Genomic DNA, 20,255 nt, shown 5'->3' with positions numbered 1-20,255 from the left:
GCGCGCCGTCGAAGCGGGCGACGGACGGCGGCATAGGCTGCCGACATGGCCCCCCCGATCGCGCTCCCGGAGACGTTCGCCCGCGCGGTCGCCGGGCTGCGGTCGGCCGCCCCCCGGCCGGAGATCACCCTGGAGGAGGTCGGTGCCCCCCAGCGGTTGGCCCCGTACGCGTTCGCGCTCGCCGCGACAGTGCTGCGCGACGACGACGAGGTGGCGACCGGTCGGCTGATCCTGCTGCACAACCCGGTCGGGCACGAGGCGTGGCAGGGCACCCTGCGGCTGGTCACCTACGTGACAGCCGAGTTGGAGGTCGATCTGGCCGCCGACCCGCTGCTGCCCGGGGTCGGCTGGACGTGGCTGACCGACGCGTTGGATGCCCAGGACGCCGGCCACCGGGCGATCGGTGGAACGGTGACGCAGACCATGTCGACCCGGTTCGGCGATCTCGCCGGGCCACCGACCATCGGTGACATCGAGATCCGCGCGTCCTGGACGCCGGTCGACGACGACCTGACCCCGCACCTGCTCGGCTGGTGCGCCCTGCTCGCCTCCACCGCCGGTCTCCCCCCGCCGGGCGTCACCGCCCTCGCCGACCGCCGCCCGGCCGGCGCAGCCTGACGTTCGGCCCTCGGGAGGACACCTTGCGGACACCTGATCGACACACGCCGGACCGGCTGCACCCGCCGGATCTCCGCGCGCACTAGGGTTGGCAGGTGACCGACGAACCACCCCTGCGCCGTCGGCCCACCGAAGAACTTCCGGGAAACGCACCCCAGCACCCGCCGTCGGCGCAGCCGCAGCCGGCGGGCGAGGGGGTTGACCCGGCCGACGGTGGGCCCGTTCCGCTGATCGCCCCGCGTGACGGCACCCCCGATCCGGTGGCCGCCCCGGCCGAGCTTGCCGAGGTCGTGGCCCGCTTCGCGGCCGGCACCGGCCCGGTCGCGCTGGACGCCGAACGGGCTTCCGGCTACCGCTACAGCCAACGGGCCTACCTCGTGCAACTTCGCCGGGCTGGTGCGGGCACGGCGCTGATCGACCCGCTGCCACTGCCCGACCTCAGCGCGCTGGACGCGGTGATCGGTGAGGCCGAGTGGGTCCTCCACGCGGCCAGCCAGGATCTTCCCTGCCTGGCCGAGGTGGGGTTGCGTCCACGCCGACTCTTCGACACCGAGCTGGCGGCTCGGCTGGCCGGGTTCGAACGCGTCGGGCTGGCCGCGCTCACCGAGCAGCTGCTCGGGTTCACCCTGGAGAAGCACCACTCGGCCGCCGACTGGTCGAGCCGACCGCTGCCCGAGTCGTGGTTGACGTACGCCGCCCTCGACGTGGAGCTGCTCACCGACCTGCGCGACGCGCTGGACGCCGAGTTGACCCGGCAGGGCAAGTCGGCCTGGGCCGCGGAGGAGTTCGCCGCGCTGGTCCGCACCGGGGCACGCCCGCCCCGGGTTCGGGCGGAGCCGTGGCGGCGCACCTCGGGCATCCACCGGCTGCGGGGGGCGCGGGCGCAGGCCCGGGTCCGCTCGATGTGGTACGCCCGGGACCAGATCGCGTCCCGGCGCGACGCCGCTCCCGGTCGGGTGCTGCCCGACTCGGCCATCATCGCCGCGGCCGAGCTGGACCCGAAGGACGAGAAGACCCTGCTGACCCTGCCCGGCTTCGGCGGTCGGTCGGTCCGTCGGCTGGCCCGCACCTGGCTCGCCGCGCTGGACGACGCCCGGCAGCTCCCGGAGGATTCCCTGCCGGTCTCGCCAGCTGTGGAGGGCCCGCCCCCGCCGCACCGCTGGGCCGAGCGGGACCCGGTGGCGGCCGGTCGGCTGGCCCGCTGCCGGGAGGTCGTGATCCGCATCGCCGGTGAGCACAACCTGCCGCCGGAAAACCTGATCACTCCGGATTCGGTCCGCCGGCTGGCCTGGACCCCGCCGGAGGAGATCACCGAGGAGTCGGTGGCGGAGACCCTGCGCGGCCTCAAGGCCCGCGAGTGGCAGATCGCCCTCCTCATCTCCGACCTGACCGAAGCCCTGACCCCAAAAACCCCAACCCCCTAACCCCACCCACCCCACCCCGCCCCGTTGATCATGAAGTTATTGCCACCGACATCGGCGTGTCCTGGCAATAACTTCATGATCAACGGGGTGTTGGCGCGCCTCCGGTGTGGGGTGGGCCACAGCGGGGGGTGGGGGACGGGTTTGGTTACTGGCGAGTAGCATTCGGGGCAACGTGCCCCTCGGCTAGGAGGCTCAAGTGCCCCGTGAAGTTCGCGACGTCGTCTTCGTCGACGGCGTCCGTACCCCGTTCGGCAAGGCGGGTGGCATGTACGCCAACACCCGCGCCGACGACCTGGTGATCCGCTGCATCCGGGAACTGCTGCGCCGTAACCCGCAGCTGCCCCCGGAGCGGGTCGAGGAGGTCGCCATCGCGGCCACCACCCAGATCGGCGACCAGGGCCTCACCATCGGCCGCACCGCCGCCCTGCTGGCCGGGCTGCCCAAGACCGTTCCCGGCTTCGCCATCGACCGGATGTGCGCGGGGGCGATGACCGCGGTCACCACCGTGGCCAGCGGCATCGCCATGGGCGCGTACGACATCGCCATCGCCGGTGGCGTCGAGCACATGGGCCGCCACCCGATGGGTGAGGGCGTCGACCCCAACCCGCGCATCATCGCGGAGAAGCTGGTCGACCCGTCCGCGCTGGTGATGGGCTCCACCGCGGAGAACCTGCACGACCTGGTCCCGCACATCACCAAGGCACGCACCGACGCGTTCGCGCTCGCCTCGCAGCAGAAGACCGCCAAGGCGTACGCCAACGGCAAGCTCCAGGACGACCTGGTGCCGATGTCGATCCGCGACGCGGAGGGCGGCTGGGGCCTGGCAGGAGTGGACGAGGCCCCGCGGGACACCTCGCTGGAGAAGTTGGCCACCCTGAAGACCCCGTTCCGCCCGCACGGCAAGGTCACCGCAGGCAACGCGGCCGGCCTGAACGACGGCGCCACCGCGAGTCTGCTGGCCGACGAGGCCACCGCCCGCGAGCTGGGTCTGCCGGTCGCCATGCGGTTGGTGTCGTTCGGCTTCGTCGGAGTCGAGCCGGAGGTGATGGGCGTCGGCCCGATCCCGTCGACGGAGAAGGCGCTGCGCCTCGCCGGGCTCAGCATCGACGACATCGGCCTGTTCGAGTTGAACGAGGCCTTCGCCGTGCAGGTGCTCGCCTTCCTCGACCACTTCGGCATCGCCGACGACGACGCGCGGGTCAACCCGTGGGGCGGTGCGATCGCCATCGGTCACCCCCTCGCGTCCTCCGGTGTACGGCTGATGACGCAGCTGGCCCGCCAGTTCGCCGAGCACCCGGAGGTCCGCTACGGCCTCACGGCCATGTGCATCGGCATCGGCATGGGCGGCACGGTCATCTGGGAGAACCCGCACTGGACGGAGGGCGCCAAGTGAGCGCGAGGAGTGAGCCGGGCCTGCGAGCCCCGCAGTCGCGAACCGAAGGTGGCACAGTGAAGGCACCGAACGAGGTCGTCACCCGGGCCCTGCTGCGCCAGGTGAACGTACCGGGGCTGGACCGTCCCGCCGCCCTGATCACGCTGGACAACGGCTTCGACCACACCAAGCCGAACACCTTCGGCCCGGGTGGGTTGGCCAGCCTGGACGAGGCGATCACCGCAGCGCTCGCCGCCGACCCGGCGTTCATCGCGGTCACCGGGAAGCCGTACATCTTCTGCGTGGGCGCGGACATCGTCGGCCTGCCGCAGCTCGCCGACCGCGCGCAGGCGCTGGAGATCGGCCGGCTCGGTCACCGGGTCTTCGCCCGGCTCAAGGACAGCACCGTTCCCACCTTCGCGTTCGTCAACGGCGCGGCGATGGGTGGTGGCCTGGAGCTGGCGCTGCACTGCCACTACCGGACGCTCTCCGGGGGCGCGGCGGCCCTCGCGCTGCCCGAGGTGTCCCTCGGTCTGGTGCCGGGCTGGGGCGGCACCCAGCTGCTGCCGAACCTGATCGGCATCCCCGCCGCGACCCAGGTGATCATTCAGAACCCGCTGATGCAGAACAAGATGCTCAAGCCCAAGCAGGCCGCCGAGCTGGGCATCGCGGACGTCCTGTTGGAGCCGGCGGACTTCCTGGAGCGGTCCCTGGAATGGGCTGCGGGCGTGGTCCGGGGTCAGGTCACCGTGACCCGACCCGAGGTCGACAAGGACATGTGGGCGGGCGTGCTCTACTTCGCCCGGGAGACGCTGAACCAGCGGCTGCACGGTGCGGTCCCGGCCGCGTACAAGGCGCTGGATCTGCTGGAGGCGGCGAAGGACGGCGACTTCGCCGCCGGCACCGCCGCCGAGGACGAGGCCCTCGCGGACCTGGTCTTCTCCGAGGAGCTGCGCAGCGGCCTGTACGCGTTCGACCTGGTGCAGCGGCGAGCCAAGCGCCCGGCCGGCGCACCGGACAAGGGCCTGGCTCGCACGATCACCAAGGTCGGCATCGTCGGCGCGGGTCTGATGGCCAGCCAGCTGGCGCTGCTGTTCGCGCGCCGCCTCCAGGTGCCGGTGGTGATGACCGACCTCGACCAGTCCCGGGTGGACAAGGGCGTCGGTTACGTGCACACCCAGATCGAGAAGGCGGTCACCAAGGGTCGGATGGACAAGGGCACCGCCGCCAAGCTGTACGGCCTGGTCAGCGGCACTGTCGACAAGAGCGCGTTCGCCGACGCCGACTTCGTCATCGAGGCCGTCTTCGAGGACCTGGGCGTCAAGAAGCAGGTCTGGGCCGAGTTGGAGAAGGTCGTCTCTCCGGAGGCGGTGCTCGCCACCAACACCAGCTCGCTGTCGATCACCGAGATGGCCGCCGAGTTGGAGCACCCGGAGCGGGTGGTCGGCTTCCACTTCTTCAACCCGGTGGCGGTGCTGCCGCTGCTGGAGATCGTCCGGGGCGAGCGTACCGACGACGTCACCCTGGCCACCGCGTTCGCCGTGGGTAAGCAGCTCAAGAAGTCGAGCGTGCTGGTCAAGGACGCTCCGGCGTTCGTGGTGAACCGGCTGCTCACCCGCTTCCTGGGCACCGTCTTCGCGGCCGTCGACGCCGGCACCCCGCTGGACGTGGCGAACAGCGCACTGGACCCGCTGGGCCTGCCGATGCGCCCGCTCGCTCTGCTCCAGCTGGTCGGGCCGGCCGTCGCTTACCACGTGGGTGGCACCCTGCACGCCGCGTACCCGGACCGGTACGGCGTGAGCGAGAACCTCAAGCGGATCGCCGACTCCGGTCGGCCGATCGTGGTCGACGACCAGGTCAACGAAGAGGTGGCCGAACTGCTCGTCGTCGGTGACCAGCCGTTGACCGCCGAGCAGGTACGGCAGAACGCGCTGGACGCGCTCGCGCAGGAGATCCGGCTGATGCTGGACGAGGGTGTCGTCGCCGAGGCGCAGGACATCGACCTGTGCATGATCCTGGGCGCCGGTTGGCCGTTCCACCTGGGCGGCGTCACGCCGTACCTGGACCGGACCGGCACCTCCGAGCGGGTCACCGGCCAGCGGTTCCTGCCGCGTGGCGCGGCGAGCCTGCCCGCCTGACGAGATCGCAGCACCACCGTCGCGGTGGTCGGACCGTCCCTGTCGGACGGACCGGCCACCGCGACCGTTTGTGATCAGAAGATTGCGGGATGCGGGTTTCCGCGGGGACGGCGGCGGGCATCGCGCCGGGTTAGGATCACGCGTTTTGCAACCCCATCTTGGAGCTGACTGATGTCTCAGCCGCCGGCCAATCCCTACGGCCCGCCGCACGATTCCCCCGACCCGTCGCAGCAGCCGGGCCAGCAGCCTGGCGGGTGGCCGCCGCCGCAGCAGCAGGGACAGCCGCAGCAGCCCGGTGGTTACCCGCCCGTGCAGCCGGGCTTCCCGTCCGCGCAGCCTGGTTCCCCGTACCCGCAGCCGGGTCAGCCGTACGGTGACCCGAACCTGGCCGGCGGTCCTCCCCCGGCGAAGAAGTCGAACGTCGGCAAGATCGTTCTGATCGTGTTGGCAGTGGTGCTGGTGCTCTGCGTCGGCGGCGCGGCGATCACCTGGCTCGTCGTCAAGGACGACGTGGGCGCCGTGGTGGACGCCAGCAAGACCCGGGTCGTCGCGCCGACCACCCTCGCCGGGCGGCCGAAGCTCACCAACCCGGAGCTCCTGACGGCCGCCGAGCAGGCGGTCGCCGGGATGAAGACGGCGGCGGGGAACGAGACGAGCACGGTCGCCGCCTTCTACGGCGACCCGACCAAGCAGGACCTCGTCATGATCGCGGGCGTGTCCGGGCTGCTGTCGGACCCGAAGAAGGAGCTGGACGCCTATGTGGACGGCCTGTCCAAGCAGCTGACGGTGGACACGATGACGGCCGTCGACGCCGGCCCGCTCGGCGGTGAGGCGCGTTGCGGCGACGGCAAGGCCGAGACCGTGCCGCTGGGCATCTGCGTCTGGGCCGACCGGGGCAGCCTGGGCATGGTCGTGATGTACTTCAAGTCCGCCGACCAGGCGAAGGCCGAATTCACCACGACCCGGGGCCAGGTCGAGCAGCAGTCCTGATCCGTACGAGACCGGGGCACCGGCCACTTGAGGGTGGCCGGTGCCCCGTGCCGTACGTCGACCGTCAGGCCGGTTCGGCAACCTCCGACGTGGCGAGCGCCGCTGCCGCTGCCCGCGCCGCCGCCGCTGCCGCCCGCTCGGCGGCGTTGCCGAGGACGCAGAACTCGTTGCCCTCGGGGTCGGCGAGCACCACCCAACCTCCACCGGTGGGGCTGACGTGGTCGGCGACGAGCGTCGCGCCGATGCCGAGCAGTCGCTCGACCTCCTCGGCCCGGGTCCGGTCGGCGGGTTGCAGGTCCAGGTGCAGCCGGTTCTTCACCGTCTTGCCCTCGGGCACCGCGATGAACAGCACCTCCGGGCCACCTGGGGGCAGAAGCATCGCCTCCGGGTCGCCCGGGAAGTCGTCGGGCTGCCGGGGGCAGTCGAAGACCTGCGACCAGAAGCCGGCGAGGGCGTACGTGTCGTGACAGTCGATGCTGATGTTGTGGATCGTCGAACTCACAGTGGTCCTCCAGGGTGGCGACGTGGTGCGGCCCCGTGTACCCGGCGCACCACGCAGGAACTGGTTCCCCTTCGAGTGGGCGATCAGCGCCCGACCCGTGCGGGGCGCTCCGCCTCCGGGACGTCAGCCGGCGCTGACCCGGGGCGCGGAGCCGATACTGGTGGACATCGACGCACCCCCTTCCCTGTCGAGCTGACGACGCGATCTTGCCATCGGCCGAGCGAGGTGCGCAACCCCGATCAGACGGCGGCGGACACCGCCGCGGCGTCCGACGACGGGAGGGTGACGGTGACCTCCAGGCCCCCGCCGGGCTGCGCGACCACCCGTACGGTGCCGCCGTGCGCGGTGCAGACCGCCCGGACGATGGACAGCCCCAGGCCGGAGCCACGGGCACCGGTGCGTTCCCGGCCACCACGGCGGAACGGCTCGAACAGCCCCGGCACGTCGGCCTGGTCCACCTCGAACCCGGTGTTCCCCACCACCAGCCAGGACCGGTCACCGTCGGTGCCGGTACGCACCCAGAGCCGGCCGTGCAGGTGGTTGTAGCGGACCGCGTTCTCGATCAGGTTTCCGGCCAACCGGTCGAGCAGCCCCGGGTCGCCGACGACCGGCGCGGACTCCAGCGACGTCTGCACCCGCAGGCCGATCCGTTCCACCTCACGGCGCATCGCCGACAGTGCGTTGGCAGTACCCGCGGCGAGGTCACACTCGGTACGCCGGCCGAGCTGCCGCCCGGCCTGCGCCTCGCTGCGGGCCAGCACCAGCAGCGCGTCCACCAGGCCGTTGGCCCGCTCGGAGGCGTCGCGGACCACTGTCGCCATCCGTCGGTACTCGGCGGCATCCGCGTCGTCGTCGCTGAGCGTAACGTCGATCTCCGTGCGCATCACCGCGAGCGGGGTACGCAGCTCGTGCGAGGCGTTCGCCACGAAACGCTTCTGGGCTTCGAAGGCGGACGCGATCCGGTCCAGCATGGCGTCGAACGTCTTGGCCAGCTCGGCCACCTCGTCGTCGGCGCCCGAGTAGCCGATCCGCTGGTCCAGGGTCGCCTCACCCAGTCGCTGGGCGGTCGCCGTGACCTGGTGCAGTGGGCGCAGCGCCCGACCGGCCACCGCGTACGCGCCGGCCACCCCGACCACGCTGATCGCCAGCAGCGCGACCAGGCCCTTGGCCAGCAGTTCCCCAGAGGCGGCATCGACCAACTGCCGCTGCCACTCGGCGGCGTCCATCCGCCGGCCGTCGGAGAGCAGCACGATCGTGCCGGGCACCAACTCGTCGGTGGGTCGCAGGGCGTCGCGGACCAGCAGCCAGGCCAGCAACACCAGGATCGCTCCGGCACCGACCAGCAGCACCCCGTTGAGCAGGGTCAGCCGCAACCGCAGAGTGGGTCGCAGCCGGCGGCTCACGCGCTCACCTCGGCGGTGCGATAGCCCGCACCGACCACCGTCTCGATCAACGGCGGGTCGCCGAGCTTCTTGCGTAGCGTCATCACGGTGACCCGGACGATGGTGGTGAACGGATCGGTGTTCGCGTCCCAGACCCGTTCCAGCAACTCCTCGCTGGAGACCACCGCGCCGCGCGCCTTGAGCAGTTCGCTGAGCACGCCGAACTCCTTGTTGGTGAGGTCCACCGGCACACCGGCGCGGGTGGCCACCCGGCGGGCCGGGTCGAGCACCAGGTCGGCCAGTTCGAGCACCGGCGGCGCCGCCGGGGTGGCCCGGCGGCCCAGCGCCTGCACCCGGGCGACCAACTCGTCGAAGGCGAACGGTTTGGGCAGGTAGTCGTCAGCGCCGAGCTGCAACCCCTCCACCCGGTCGGCCACCGTGCCGCTGGCGGTGAGCATCAGCACCCGGGTCAGCGCGCCGGAGGCCGCCAGGTCGGCGCAGATCTGATCGCCATGGACGCCGGGCAGGTCGCGGTCGAGCACGACCACGTCGTACCGGGTGACGAACGCCGCCTCGTGGCCGGCGTCGCCGTCGTACGCCACGTCGACCGCCATGCCCCGCTTGCGCAACCCGCGCGCGATCGCGTCGGCGAGGTTGCGCTCGTCCTCGACCACCAGTACCCGCATCCCGGCCTCCTCGCTGCTGACCACCGACAACCTAGTGCCGGCCGGCAACCCATCGTCCCTCGCCGCCCGCGCCACTCGGCGTTGCGGGCCACCGCGGCGTACGCGATGCTGGCCGGCGGTATCGAGCGACGGACGGACGGGCATGACCACTGCGGCACCACCCACCCGGCGGGACATCGCCTACCGGGCTTTCCACCTGCCGGCCGACCTGACCAGCGGCAGCGGCGACGGCCTGCTCGCCGGCGGTCGAGGGCTCGTCCTCGAGGGCGTCGCCGAACGGGGCACCTGGACGTCACCGCCGGTACCTGTCGGCTTCGCCGTCGCCGAGGTGGTGCCGTCCTGGACGGCGGACACCCCGGACGGCTGCTGGATCGAGGTCGACCTGCGCGGCTGGCACGACGACGCGCCCAGCACCGACTGGTACCGGCTGGCCCGCTGGGCCGCCGGCGACGACACCGTACGGCGCACCTCGCTGCCCGGACAGCGCGACAGTGCCGCCCGGGTCGACACCGACACCCTGATCGTGACCGGAGCGACGGTCACCGGTTGGCAGACACGGGTGACCTTGTGCCGGCGAGCCGGCAACCCGACCGGGCCGGTGCTGCGCAGCATCGGCGCGGTCGCCACCGGCCCCGCGACCCTCGACCAGGGGTACGCGGGGGAACCCGTCCCGTCCGCCGCCTGGGGCCGGGTGCTGGACGTGCCCCGCTACTCGCAGCGGCTGCACGCCGGCCGGTACCCGCAGTGGGGTGGTGGCGGGGACTCCTGGTGCAGCCCCACCTGCACCTCGATGGTGCTCGCCTACTGGGGCGCCGAGCCGACGCCGGACCGGTACACCTGGGTGGAGCCGTCCGGCCCGCGCCCGGTGGTGGTCCACGCCGCCCGGCACTGCTACGACCACGCGTACGCCGGGGCCGGCAACTGGCCGTTCAACACCGCGTACGCCGGTCTGCACGGGGTGGACGCGTTCGTCACCCGGCTGCGGTCGCTGGTCGAGGCGGAGGAGTTCGTCGCCGCCGGCATCCCCCTGATCGTCTCCGCCGCGTTCCGGGCCGACGAGGTGCCGGGGCTCGGGTACGACACCGGTGGGCACCTGATGGTCCTGGTCGGCTTCAGCGCCGACGGCGACCCGGTGCTCAACGACCCGTACGCCCCGGACGACGACGCGGTCCGTCGCACAGTGCCCCGGCAGGCGTTCGAGGCGGTCTGGCAACGGGGCAGCGGTGGGGTGGCGTACGTGCTGCGACAGACGTCGGTGCCGCTGCCCCCGCCACCCGCCCAGGCCAACTGGTGATCAGTCGGTCAGTTTCCAGAGCTGGTACCCGCCGGCCGCACTGCACACCAGGTAGCCGGTGATCGCCTGACACTCCCCGGTGGCGTCGGGCAGCACGTCCACGATGCGTACCTCTCCGGCGCCGACGTCCAACTCGCCGACGAGCACTCCTGCGTCGGGGTGCCGCCGTATGCCGACCAACCGGCCGCCGGGACCGAGTTGGTACAGCTCCCACCGGCCCAGGTCGGCCACCTGCTGGCCGGTCAGCGCATCGAGCACGATGTACTGCTCCAACGGACCGATGCCGCTGATGTTGGCCATCAGCCGGCCGTCGGTCGGCCAGGCCCACCCCCACTGGGTGCTGCTCCAACGCACCTGGCCGGTTGCCGGGTCGAGCGCCTGTAGTTCGTTGTTGCCGGTACGCACACACAGGACGGGGCCGCAGTCCAGTGCGAAGTCGACGTGCAGCCGGGCGCGGGTCCAGCGGGCCTCAAGCTGATCCAGCCCGTACGCGGTGACAGTGCCCGAGCCTCTGTCGATGGCCAGCAGCAGGTCCTTCGTCAGGTCCAGGCCGACCCGACCACCGTCGGGCGGGCGCAGGTCGGCGCGGGCCAGCACCGCGCCGGTGATCGCGTCGCGTACCTCGACCGGCCCGTCCACCTCGCTGAGCACCACCCGGTCCACCCCGCGCTCGGTGCCCCGCACAGTCGTCTCGGCGCTGGTGCCGGAGAGCTGCCAGCGCACGGTGCCGCAGCACGGATCGACCACGCGCAGAGTGGACGGTAAGGTCTCGCCGCCGCTACGCAGCAGCACGTTGCCGTCCTTCAGCTTGGAGACGGTGCCCGGCTGCTGCCACCGGTACGCCCCGGTCGCCCGGTCCAGCGCCACGGTGGTCGTCTCCCGACCCTCCGGGCCGATCTCGTAGCCGGTGGCCAGCAGCATCCCGGCCAGTGGGGTCATCCCCCAGTACCTGGCCTCCGCCGACAGCGGCGCCTGCCAGACCGGCTCGCCGCCGGGTAACCGATAGGCGGACACCCGTGCCCGTCGGGTCGTGGTGTTGGTCGGCTCCAGGACCAGGAGGAGGTCACCGTCGACCATGACGTCGGACCCGGACCGGACCGGCAGCGTCACCGGGGCCGGCCGGGCTGGTGTGACGACGGAGCCGGCGAGCGTGACGAGCGCGAGCACCACGACCAGCGCGAAGCGCAGCGGACGACCATGAGCGCGGGGCGGGCGGGGCACCGGGTCCGGGTCCGGGTCGTGCCGCAGCTCACCGAGGTCGATCACCGGCCCGGTCATCGCGTCAACCGCCACAGCGCGGTGGTGCCGTCGAGGCGCTGGCAGAGCAGGACCGGCAGGGACGCCTGGCAGCTGCCGGCGATGCCCGGCAGCACGTCGACGATTCGCGTCCGACCAGCCACCAGGTCCAGTTCGGCGACGACCATCCGACCGTCGTCACCCCGCCGCACACCGACCAGCGGATCGTCCGGCCCCAGCACCGGCATCAGACTCCACACGCCCAGTTCGATTCGTACCTGCCCGGTGGTCGCGTCCCGCACCGCGTACCCCTGGCCGGGCCGGGCCATCAGCAGCCGACCGTACCGGACGTCGGCCAGGACGTCCTGGCCCGGTTCCGACCATTGCACCGAGCCGGTAGCCGGGTCGAGCACCTGGAGGCCGCCGGTCTGCGGCACCGCGCAGAGCAGACCACCGCATTCGAGCACATGCGACACCAACGTCACCTCCGCCGTCCACCGTGGTTCCAACTCGGCCAGCCCGAAGCTCACCAGCCGGGTGCTGCCCGGCGGAACGAGCAGCAGCAGGTCGTCGACGATCTGCACCCGCTGGTACGCCGACCGGTCCCCGGGCAGCGTGTCGATGCTGCGCAGCAGCTGGCCGGTGCCGGCGTCGTGCACCTGCACCTCGCCGGTCGGTTGCAGGAGCACGAACCGGTCGACCTGCCCCTCGGAAGTGAGGTGGTAGGTGGGGCTGGCGGCCGGCGGGAGCGGCACCGACCAGAGCACCAGGCCGGTGTCGGGCTCCACCCCGCTCATCGCGCCCGACCCGTCCTCCCGGCCATTGGTCACCAGCAGGACACCGCCGGGCGTCGGCTGGGGAGCACCGGGATGCTGCCAGCGTTGCCGGCCCGTCGCGGTGTCGAAGGCGGTGGTCTGGAACAGCCGGTTGGGGGCGTTGACCGCCATCGCCAGCACCAGACCCCGTTCGACCCGGACGTCGAGGTAGTCACCCGTGCGGGCCAGCGGCGCCTGCCACCGCCGCCGCACCCCGACACCGGTCGGTGCCGGCTGGGCGTACGCGGTCAGGTACCGGTCCCCGTCGGGTGTCGGCGGATCGACCACGTAGACGACGTCCCCGGCCAGATACGCGGTGGCCATCCGCGACGCCGGCACCACGCTCACCGTTCGCTGCGTCGGCGGCGCGGCACCAGCCAGCATCACCAGGCTGAGAAGCAACACGGACGCGCTGCGCAGCGGGCGACCGACGGCGCGCGGGCGGCGAACCGGAGGTGCCGACGCGGGCTCGTCGCTGATCTCGCCCAGCTCGATGATCGACAACGACCGTCCTTCCGTCACCAGGTAAGGCTGGCCGACGAGTCACCGTCCGGCAAACCGACCGTCGGCGCACCGGCCCGGCAAAAGTGACGGAACCCCGCCTGTACGATGGCGCGTCGTGGCTGTGCCGGTGGTAGATCCTTCGCTGAATCCCGTGACCGACGCCGACCCGGTCGAGGCCGAGTCGACACGGCGGCCTCGACGCCGTCCGGGCCGAGCCGACCTGTTGGCCCTCGGAGCCTATGTGCTGCTGGGCGTCTTCGTCTGCCTCAACTACTGGGGTGACGTCAACGGCCGGGTCTCCTCGCACCTGCCCACCGACCACAGTTGGTTCGAGTGGCTGTTCGCGCACGGCGAGTACTCGGTGCGGCACCTGGAGAACCCGCTGTTCACGGCCCGTCAGAACGCCCCGGACGGGGTGAACATGATGGCCAACACCTCGCTGCTCGGGGTGACCCTGCCGCTGGCCCCGCTGACCATGCTGCTCGGCCCCCAGGTGATGTACGCCGTCTACCTGGGCGCGGCCCTGGCGGCCACCGCCGGCACCGGGTACTGGATGCTCTCCCGCCACCTGGTGCGCTCTCGGGCGGCGGCGTTCGTCGGCGGCGCGTTCCTCGGCTTCGCGCCGGGAATCATCCACCACGCCAACGGCCAACCGAACTTCGTCTCCAACTTCCTGCTCCCGCTGATCGTGGTGCGGGTGCTGACCCTGGGTGAGCCGGGCCGGTGGCGACGCAACGGCCTCGTGCTCGGCGCGCTGGTGGCGTACCAGATCTTCATCAACGAGGAGATGCTGCTGCTCACCGCGCTGGCCTGCCTGGTCATCGTGCTGGCGTACGCCGTGCAGCGGCCGCGGGCCACCCGGGCCGCCGCCGGCACCTTCCTGGCCGGGCTCGGCGTCGCCGGCGGGCTGGCGCTGGTGCTCACCGCGTACCCGATCTGGTTCCAGTTCAACGGTCCGCAGTCCTACCGGGGCCTGCAGGGTGGCGTGTTCCACAACTGGGGCGAGGACCTGGTCGCCTTCGTCACCTTCGCCAGGGACACCTGGGCCGGTGACCCGGCGGTGGAGAAGACGATCGGTCTGACCGAGCAGAACACCTGGTTCGGTTGGCCGCTGGTGCTGCTCTCGGTGGTGGCTCTGGTGCTGCTCGTCCGCCGCTCGCTGGCCGCCCGGATCGCCGCGGTGCTCATCGTGGTGTTCAGCGTGGCCGCGATCGGGCCGTTTGTGCGCTTCAACGGTGTGGAGACCGGCGTGCGCGGCCCGTGGTCGTACGTGTCGGACGACCTGCCGCTGGTCGAGATGATGATGCCGACCCGGTTGACGCTGGTGGTCGCGGCCGCGGTGGGCGTACTGCTCGCGTTGACCTGGGACGCCGCGCACCGCCAGGGGCGCGCGGTGGTTGACCGGCCGCGGGTGCCGGCCCAGCGCGTCGGCGAAGCGACCCCGGCGACGTCCGGCGACGAGCCGGCCGCGCCGGCCGCCTCCCGCCGCCGCTGGCTGCGCCCGGTGGGGTACGCGGCGGTCGCCCTCGCCGTGCTGCCGCTTTTCCCCCGCCCGCTGCCCGCCCAGCAGATCGACCCGCCGCCGCACTTCATCACCGCGGGCGGCTGGCGACCGTACGTGCCGGCGGGTCGCACCCTGGTGCCGGTGCCGATCCCGAGCAACGTGCACGGTCTGCCGACGCTGCGGTGGAGTGCGCTGACCGGGCAGGAGTTCCCCGTTCCGGGCGGCTACTTCATCGGCCCGAACGAGCTGGGTGAGGGGGTCTTCGGTGCCCCGAACCGACCGACCAGCACCCTCATCTACTCGACAATGGACAGTGGCACGGTTCCGGCGCTGACCGACGAGAACCGCCGCCAGGCCGTCGAGGACCTACGGTTCTGGCGGGCGTCGGTGGTGGTGCTCGGGGCGCACCCCCGCGAGGCGGTGCTCCGGGACCTGGTCACCGCCCTGATCGGGCCACCGCAGCGGGTCGACGACGTCTGGGTCTGGGACGTGCGCGCCCTGGTGGGTTAGTCAGCCGACCCGGTCCCGGACGTCCCACAACCATCCGCCGTCGACCGGCCGGCCCGGGCCGAGCAGGTCGTCGACGGTTCGACGGACCGGGTCACCGTGCTCCAGGTGCCCGAGTACGACCACGGCGGCACGCCAGTGCCGCAGGTCCTCGACCGCCTGGCGGCGGTCGGCGTCGTCGAGCACCGGCACCACGCCGGTCTCGGCCACCTGCCGCAGCAGCACCGACGTGGGGCGGTCCGGCGTGCCCCAGCGGGCCGCCGGGTCGTCCGGGCCGCTCGGGCCGATGAAGTAACCGCCCGGCGCGGCGAACCCCAGGGCGGTACGGGCGGACCAGAGCATCACCGGGCTGCGCCCGGCACCGGTGACCGGGGGCACCGCGACCACCGTCCGACCGGGCGGCACCAGTGGACGCCAGCCACCGGCGGCGAGAAACTCCGGCACCGGCGCGACCGGCACCACGCGGATCGGCGTCGGAAACAGGGGCAGCAACGCGGCGGCGACCGCGCCGGCCCACAGCAGCCGCACCGGTAGGCCCGGCGCCACGTTCGGCCCCCGCGCGGCCCGGACCCGGTCCACTGACAGCGCCACCAGCACCCCCAGCACCGGTACGCAGACCAGCGCGAACCGGGCCGGCACCGCGAGATCGAGCAACGGCAACCCACCGACCAGCCGGTACAGCCCCGGAATGCCGGTGGCCGCACCGTCCACCCGCAACTCGTCGCCGAGCGAGAGCAGGGCGAAGACCACGCCGCAGGCGGCCAGCGCCCGGACCAGCGGTCGTCGCCACTGCCAGATCACGATCACCACGGCGAGCACCAGCAGGCCCGGGCCGAAGAACGAGTTCTCCTCGGTCGGATTCGGCGAGAGCAGCCCCGGCAGCCAGTCGTCACCCAGCACGGTCTGCCGGGCCGACGCGGTGAACGAGGCGACGTCCAGTTGGAAGCCCTGCGTGGCGAACGCCATCCCGGAGTAGTGCTGCGGGCCGTAGAACTGGAACCACAACGGGTACGCCAGCGGCACCCCCGCCACGCCGGCCGCCACCGCGAGCCGACCGAAGAGGGCCGGCGCCAGCCGCCGTGCGGCCACCCGGTCGGCGAGCGCGTAACCCAACGCGAAGACGCCGGCCGCGAGCACCAGGAAGACCAGCACCTCCTCGCCGATGAAGACCTGCCAGACGAGCAGCAGCCCCAGGGCGACGCCGGGCCGCCACACGCCGTCTCGTGCCGTCTTCGAGGCCGGCCGGAACACCAGGGCGAGGATCGCGGGCACCAGGAACTGGGCGGCGATGTGCAGGTGGGCCCCCGCTTGGGCGATCATGCCCGGGGCGAAGCCACAGATCAGCCCACCCACCGCGGCCGGGGCCCGGGTGCCGACCAGCCGGCGGCGCAGCAGCACGTACCAGGCGGCTGCGGTCCCGGCGAGGCACCAGACGACCGCCACGCAGAACGCCACCTGCGAGCCGAAGAGCACTGTGACCGGTGTGAGCGGGACACCCAGACCGAGCACCGACGTGTTCGCCATCAGGTTGACCCCGTCGGGCGCGTTCAACGCGGTGCTGAAGAGCGGGTTCTCCCCCTCGACCACCGCATGCGCGGCGTGAGCCAGCATCCACTCGAAGAGGATCTGGTCACCCGCCTGGTGGAACAGCCGCCACGGGTGACCCCACTGCCCGCTGGTCACCAGCACCGCGAGGCCCAGATAGCCGGCCACCACCAGCGCGTCCCGCAGCCAGGCCGTGCGGGACGCGCCGACCGTCGCCGGAGGCGAGATGTTCGGGGACGTCGTCCCGGTGGTCATCAGACCGAACGGTCGGTGAGCGTCCGGACGTCCCAGACCCAGACGTCCAACTCCTGGCGGCCCGGACCGACCAGTTCCTCGACGGTACGGCGCAGTGGCTCGACGTTCTGCTGCCGCACCGGCAGCACCAGGATCGCCGCCCGCCAGTGCCGCAGCTCGTCGGCGAAGCGTCGACGCTGCCGGTCGTCAAGCTTGGGCGTACGCCCGGTGGTCGCCACCTCCTCCAGCATCTGACCCACCCCGCTGGGGCGACCGCCGAACCGGCCCGCATCACCGGTGTTGCCGTTGCGGGGCGCGAGGAAGTAACCGCCTGGGATCTTGAAGTCGAGGTTGGTGGCCGCCGCCCAGCGCATGCCGTGCGTGTTGCCCATGCTGGGCACCGGGATCGGCACCAGCGTCTGGTCCGGCCCGACGTACGCCCGCCACCGGTCCGCCGTGATGAAGTCCGGCACCGGCGGCCGGGAGACCATCCGCAGCGGCATCGGTGCGATCGGCAGCAGCGCGAAGGCCAGGCCCGCGGCGGTCAGCACCCGGACGGTACGGCGGTCGGCCGGGCGTAGCGCCCAGGCCCGCTCCACGGCGAGCGCCAGCAGCAGGCCGATCACCACGCTGGTGATGAGCCCGAACCGGGTCGGCACCACCGCGTCCAGCAGCGGCAGGTGGACCAACCACTGCCACGGCCCGGTGATCAGCTCGCGGTCCCACCAGGACACCCGCTCGCCGAGGGAGAGCACGGCGAAGAACACGCCGGTCGCCGCGAGCGCCCGAACGATCAACTCCCGGCGCAGCCAGACCACGATGCCGATCGCCAGCATCGACAGGCTCCAGCCGAAGAAGGCGTTCTCCTCGGAGTAGTTCGGCGCCAGGTTGATGTTGGCTCGCTGGTTGCCGCCGAGGGTGGGCGAGCCGGGGGCGAAGAAGGCGGCGATGTCGTTGCCGTAGTCCTTCACCGCGTCGCTGAGCCCGTGGTAGGCCATCGGCCCGGCGAACTGCACGTAGAGCGGGTACGCCAGCAGCGCCCCCGCCAGCAGCGCGCAGGTCACCACGCCGGCGCCCAGGGGTCGCCAGGCCGCTCGCCACCGGGCCGGCTCCTGGGCCAGCACCGCCAACAGGAAGACCCCGCACGCCATCGCCGTGAAGAGCAGGATCTCCTCGTTGATGAACGCCTGCGCGGTGACCAGCAGGGCGAGCAGGGCCCCGTCCCGAACCGGCCTCGCGGAGCGGGTGAGCACCAGCACCCGCCACACGATGAACGGCAGCAGGAACTGGCTGATGATGTTCGGGTGCCAACTGGCGTGCGAGAGCATCGCGGGCGAGAACCCGCAGAACCAACCGCCGACCGCCGCCGCGAGCGGGGTACGCACCAGGTGGCGGGAGAGCATCAGGTACCAGGCCATCGCGGTGCCGGCGAGACCGAGCGTGACCAGCACCACGAAGGAGACCGCCGGCCCGAAGAGCAGCGTCACCGGGACCATCGGGATGCCCAGCGCCAACACGGCCGTGTTGGCCATCAGGTTGACGCCGTCGGGGTAGTTGAACTGCTCGGTGTAGAACGGGTACTCGCCGTGCAGCACCACGCGCACCGAGTGGGCGAGGAAGAACTGCACCTGCGCCGGGTCACCGGTGTAGAGCGAGGCCACCCGACCGGAGGGGTCCAGCCAGATCCGGCTGGTCACCCAGAGTGCGGCGAGCAGGAACAGCCCGCCCACCGCCAGGTGCTGCCGACGCCGGGTCCACCGTCGCCACCGTGCTCGCGTCGGGACCGCGCTCTTGGCCGGCGCTTCGGGTTCGGCGGGCGCTCCGCTCTCGGCTGGCGCTGCGGGCTTGGCAGGTGCTTCGGGCTTGGCCGGCGCTTCGGGTTCGGCGGGCGCTCCGCTCTCGGCTGGCGCTTCGGGCTCGGCCCGCGCTGTGGTGGGGGCGGTCAGCGCGGGCGGGCCGGCGAAGAGGCCGGCCGGTGTGCGGTAGCTCACCAGCTCGGCGGAGTCGGCTACCGCCTCCGGGTGCGGCGCGGGCAGGGCGCGGGACTCGGCAGGCGTCACAGTCGGCGGAGTCTACCGGAGCAACCAAAACGCCCTAAACCCCCGGTGGTGTCCATTGTGGTGCTTCGGGTGCTGGCCAACTGAGGCGCCGCATCGGACATCTCGTACTATGGCGCTTTCCGACAGCGACGGCGAGGCGATCGGGGGCGGGCCAGGTGACTCCAGGCCGTCGGTACGGCAGGGCGCTTCCCGTCCTGCTGAGCGCGCTGCTGGCCGGCACGGCCTGCGGTCCGGTTGCCGAGCGGAAGCCGCAGGACCTCCGGGTCGGGTACGACAGCCTGGACGGCACCCTCGCCGTGTGGCCGCCCCGGGGCGACCTCTCCAGCGACGCCACGGCGACGTCCGCGGTCACCGCGGCGGTCCGGAGCTGGCGGTCGCCGGCCGACGACCGCGCGCACCTGCCCTCGTCCGGCATCCTCTTCTCCGGTCGGGTCGACGGGGCCCCGGTGGCACTGGTGGCCGCCGACGTGCCCGGCGAAAGCGCGTCCTGGCTTCTGCAACTGACTCGCGAGGGCGACCGGTACACGGTGACCCGCGCCACCGAGTACACCGACCCGGGTTACCTCGTCTACTCCGACGTGCTGCCGGTGCAGACGGCCGGCGGCCGGCGTTACCTGGTCTCGGCCCGGGTGCAGAGCCTCCTCGGGCCCAAGGACCGGACGTTGACCATCGCGGACGGTCTCAGCGCACCGGTCGACGTGCCGTCCTGCAATGCCGTCAGCGTGACCGCGACCCTGCGAACCACGGAGTCGCTCCCCCGCGGTCGGGCCGCCGACCGACTGCTCGACCTGGGCACCGGCACCGTCGACCCGCGCTACCCGTTGGTCCGCGACGAGTCCGGCACGGGCCGGCGGGCGCTCACCGGTCTGGACACCTGCGTGCTGTCCGGCGACCGGGGCCCCTTCGGCAGCATCCCGCGCCGAATCGGGGACCGGGACGCCCCACGCTCGGTACCGACGTCCTGGCCGATGGCGAAACTCACCGTGCGCTCGCTCGGCGAAGTGGCCCTCGGCGGCGGCGAGCCAGCCGAGTTGCAGCAGCTCAGCTGGGACACCGACGCCGGCGCGATGACGGCGGTGATCTATCGACCGGCCGACGGGAGCGCGCCCGTCGTCTCACCCGCCGACCGGGCCACCCCGTTGCAGGCGTACCAACTGCCGGTGCCCGGTCAGCCCCTGGTGGTGTTGAGCTGGCGGGCCACCCGGGACAGCTCCCTGTCCGTCCCGCCGGGCACTCCCCTGCTGGTCGAGCGCCCCGGCCTGGTGGTCGTCCCCACCCCGTCCCGCTCCCAGACCTACAGCCTCGCCAACACCGACAAGACCCACTACCGCTCAATCTCCCCCCGCTAGCCCCTAGGTTCTGTCTCGCGGATCATGAATCTCGCTCGTTAGGCCTGTGTGGCACGAGGCGATCTGACGAACCATGAGTGGGCTGTGCTGGCGCC

General features: G+C 72.3%; 15 protein-coding genes. 8 read left to right on the top strand and 7 right to left on the bottom strand.

The window, feature by feature from the left end:
* Positions 1-45 precede the first annotated feature (45 nt).
* From ACIBEF_RS14585 to ACIBEF_RS14565, 5 genes are all read left to right on the top strand, one after another.
* A complete protein-coding gene (locus ACIBEF_RS14585) occupies positions 46-618 on the top strand; it encodes a DUF3000 domain-containing protein (RefSeq protein WP_357207090.1) in 573 nt (190 codons plus the stop codon).
* A gap of 95 nt (positions 619-713) precedes the next feature.
* Positions 714-2,042 carry a ribonuclease D gene (locus ACIBEF_RS14580; protein ID WP_396793829.1) on the top strand — a complete coding sequence of 443 codons (1,329 nt, stop codon included), beginning with the start codon at positions 714-716 and terminating at the stop codon, positions 2,040-2,042.
* 196 nt (positions 2,043-2,238) lie between these two features.
* A complete protein-coding gene (locus ACIBEF_RS14575) occupies positions 2,239-3,435 on the top strand; it encodes a thiolase family protein (protein ID WP_396793828.1) in 1,197 nt (398 codons plus the stop codon).
* A gap of 20 nt (positions 3,436-3,455) precedes the next feature.
* Positions 3,456-5,552 carry a 3-hydroxyacyl-CoA dehydrogenase NAD-binding domain-containing protein gene (locus ACIBEF_RS14570; protein ID WP_396793936.1) on the top strand — a complete coding sequence of 699 codons (2,097 nt, stop codon included), beginning with the start codon at positions 3,456-3,458 and terminating at the stop codon, positions 5,550-5,552.
* Between the two features lie 171 nt (positions 5,553-5,723).
* On the top strand, positions 5,724-6,542 hold the full coding sequence (locus ACIBEF_RS14565; protein WP_396793827.1) for a hypothetical protein: 819 nt from the start codon (positions 5,724-5,726) through the stop codon (positions 6,540-6,542).
* Between the two features lie 64 nt (positions 6,543-6,606).
* Here the strand turns inward: ACIBEF_RS14565 and ACIBEF_RS14560 are convergent, their stop codons facing one another.
* The 3 genes from ACIBEF_RS14560 to ACIBEF_RS14550 all read right to left on the bottom strand — a co-directional run bounded on the left by ACIBEF_RS14560 (position 6,607) and on the right by ACIBEF_RS14550 (position 9,112).
* On the bottom strand, positions 6,607-7,044 hold the full coding sequence (locus tag ACIBEF_RS14560) for a VOC family protein (RefSeq protein WP_366607160.1): 438 nt from the start codon (positions 7,042-7,044) through the stop codon (positions 6,607-6,609).
* A 239-nt stretch (positions 7,045-7,283) separates the two neighbouring features.
* Complete coding sequence (locus ACIBEF_RS14555) at positions 7,284-8,447, bottom strand: sensor histidine kinase (protein WP_396793826.1); 1,164 nt, start codon at positions 8,445-8,447, stop codon at positions 7,284-7,286.
* Positions 8,444-9,112, bottom strand: coding sequence for a response regulator transcription factor (locus ACIBEF_RS14550; protein WP_139586209.1), 669 nt, complete (start codon positions 9,110-9,112; stop codon positions 8,444-8,446). The genes ACIBEF_RS14555 and ACIBEF_RS14550 overlap by 4 nt, the downstream gene beginning before the upstream one ends.
* A 142-nt stretch (positions 9,113-9,254) precedes the next feature.
* Here ACIBEF_RS14550 and ACIBEF_RS14545 point away from each other — a divergent pair, with 142 nt between their 5' ends.
* Entirely contained in the window at positions 9,255-10,406 is a 1,152-nt protein-coding gene (locus ACIBEF_RS14545; RefSeq protein WP_396793825.1) for a peptidase C39 family protein, read from the top strand.
* On the opposite strand, the gene ACIBEF_RS14540 is transcribed toward ACIBEF_RS14545, so the two are convergent.
* Together ACIBEF_RS14540 and ACIBEF_RS14535 are read right to left on the bottom strand one after the other, a co-directional pair.
* Positions 10,407-11,684: a PQQ-binding-like beta-propeller repeat protein gene (locus ACIBEF_RS14540; RefSeq protein WP_396793824.1), complete on the bottom strand. Its 1,278-nt coding sequence runs from the start codon at positions 11,682-11,684 to the stop codon at positions 10,407-10,409.
* Complete coding sequence (locus ACIBEF_RS14535) at positions 11,681-12,979, bottom strand: PQQ-binding-like beta-propeller repeat protein (RefSeq protein WP_396793823.1); 1,299 nt, start codon at positions 12,977-12,979, stop codon at positions 11,681-11,683. Before ACIBEF_RS14535 ends, ACIBEF_RS14540 begins: the two co-directional genes overlap by 4 nt.
* 124 nt (positions 12,980-13,103) lie before the next feature.
* On the opposite strand from ACIBEF_RS14535, the gene ACIBEF_RS14530 reads away from it, so the two are divergent.
* A complete protein-coding gene (locus tag ACIBEF_RS14530) occupies positions 13,104-14,975 on the top strand; it encodes a hypothetical protein (protein WP_396793935.1) in 1,872 nt (623 codons plus the stop codon).
* Here the strand turns inward: ACIBEF_RS14530 and ACIBEF_RS14525 are convergent, their stop codons facing one another.
* A complete protein-coding gene (locus ACIBEF_RS14525) occupies positions 14,976-16,772 on the bottom strand; it encodes a hypothetical protein (protein WP_396793822.1) in 1,797 nt (598 codons plus the stop codon).
* Complete coding sequence (locus tag ACIBEF_RS14520) at positions 16,772-18,487, bottom strand: hypothetical protein (RefSeq protein ID WP_396793934.1); 1,716 nt, start codon at positions 18,485-18,487, stop codon at positions 16,772-16,774. The genes ACIBEF_RS14525 and ACIBEF_RS14520 overlap by 1 nt, the downstream gene beginning before the upstream one ends.
* A gap of 479 nt (positions 18,488-18,966) precedes the next feature.
* Here ACIBEF_RS14520 and ACIBEF_RS14515 point away from each other — a divergent pair, with 479 nt between their 5' ends.
* A complete protein-coding gene (locus ACIBEF_RS14515) occupies positions 18,967-20,160 on the top strand; it encodes a hypothetical protein (RefSeq protein WP_396793821.1) in 1,194 nt (397 codons plus the stop codon).
* Positions 20,161-20,255 lie beyond the last annotated feature (95 nt).

The organism is Micromonospora sp. NPDC050795, from assembly GCF_044456785.1.
GTDB lineage: Bacteria > Actinomycetota > Actinomycetes > Mycobacteriales > Micromonosporaceae > Micromonospora.
Note: the sequence above shows the minus strand (reverse complement) of the source record. Positions and strands in the feature narration are given on the sequence as shown.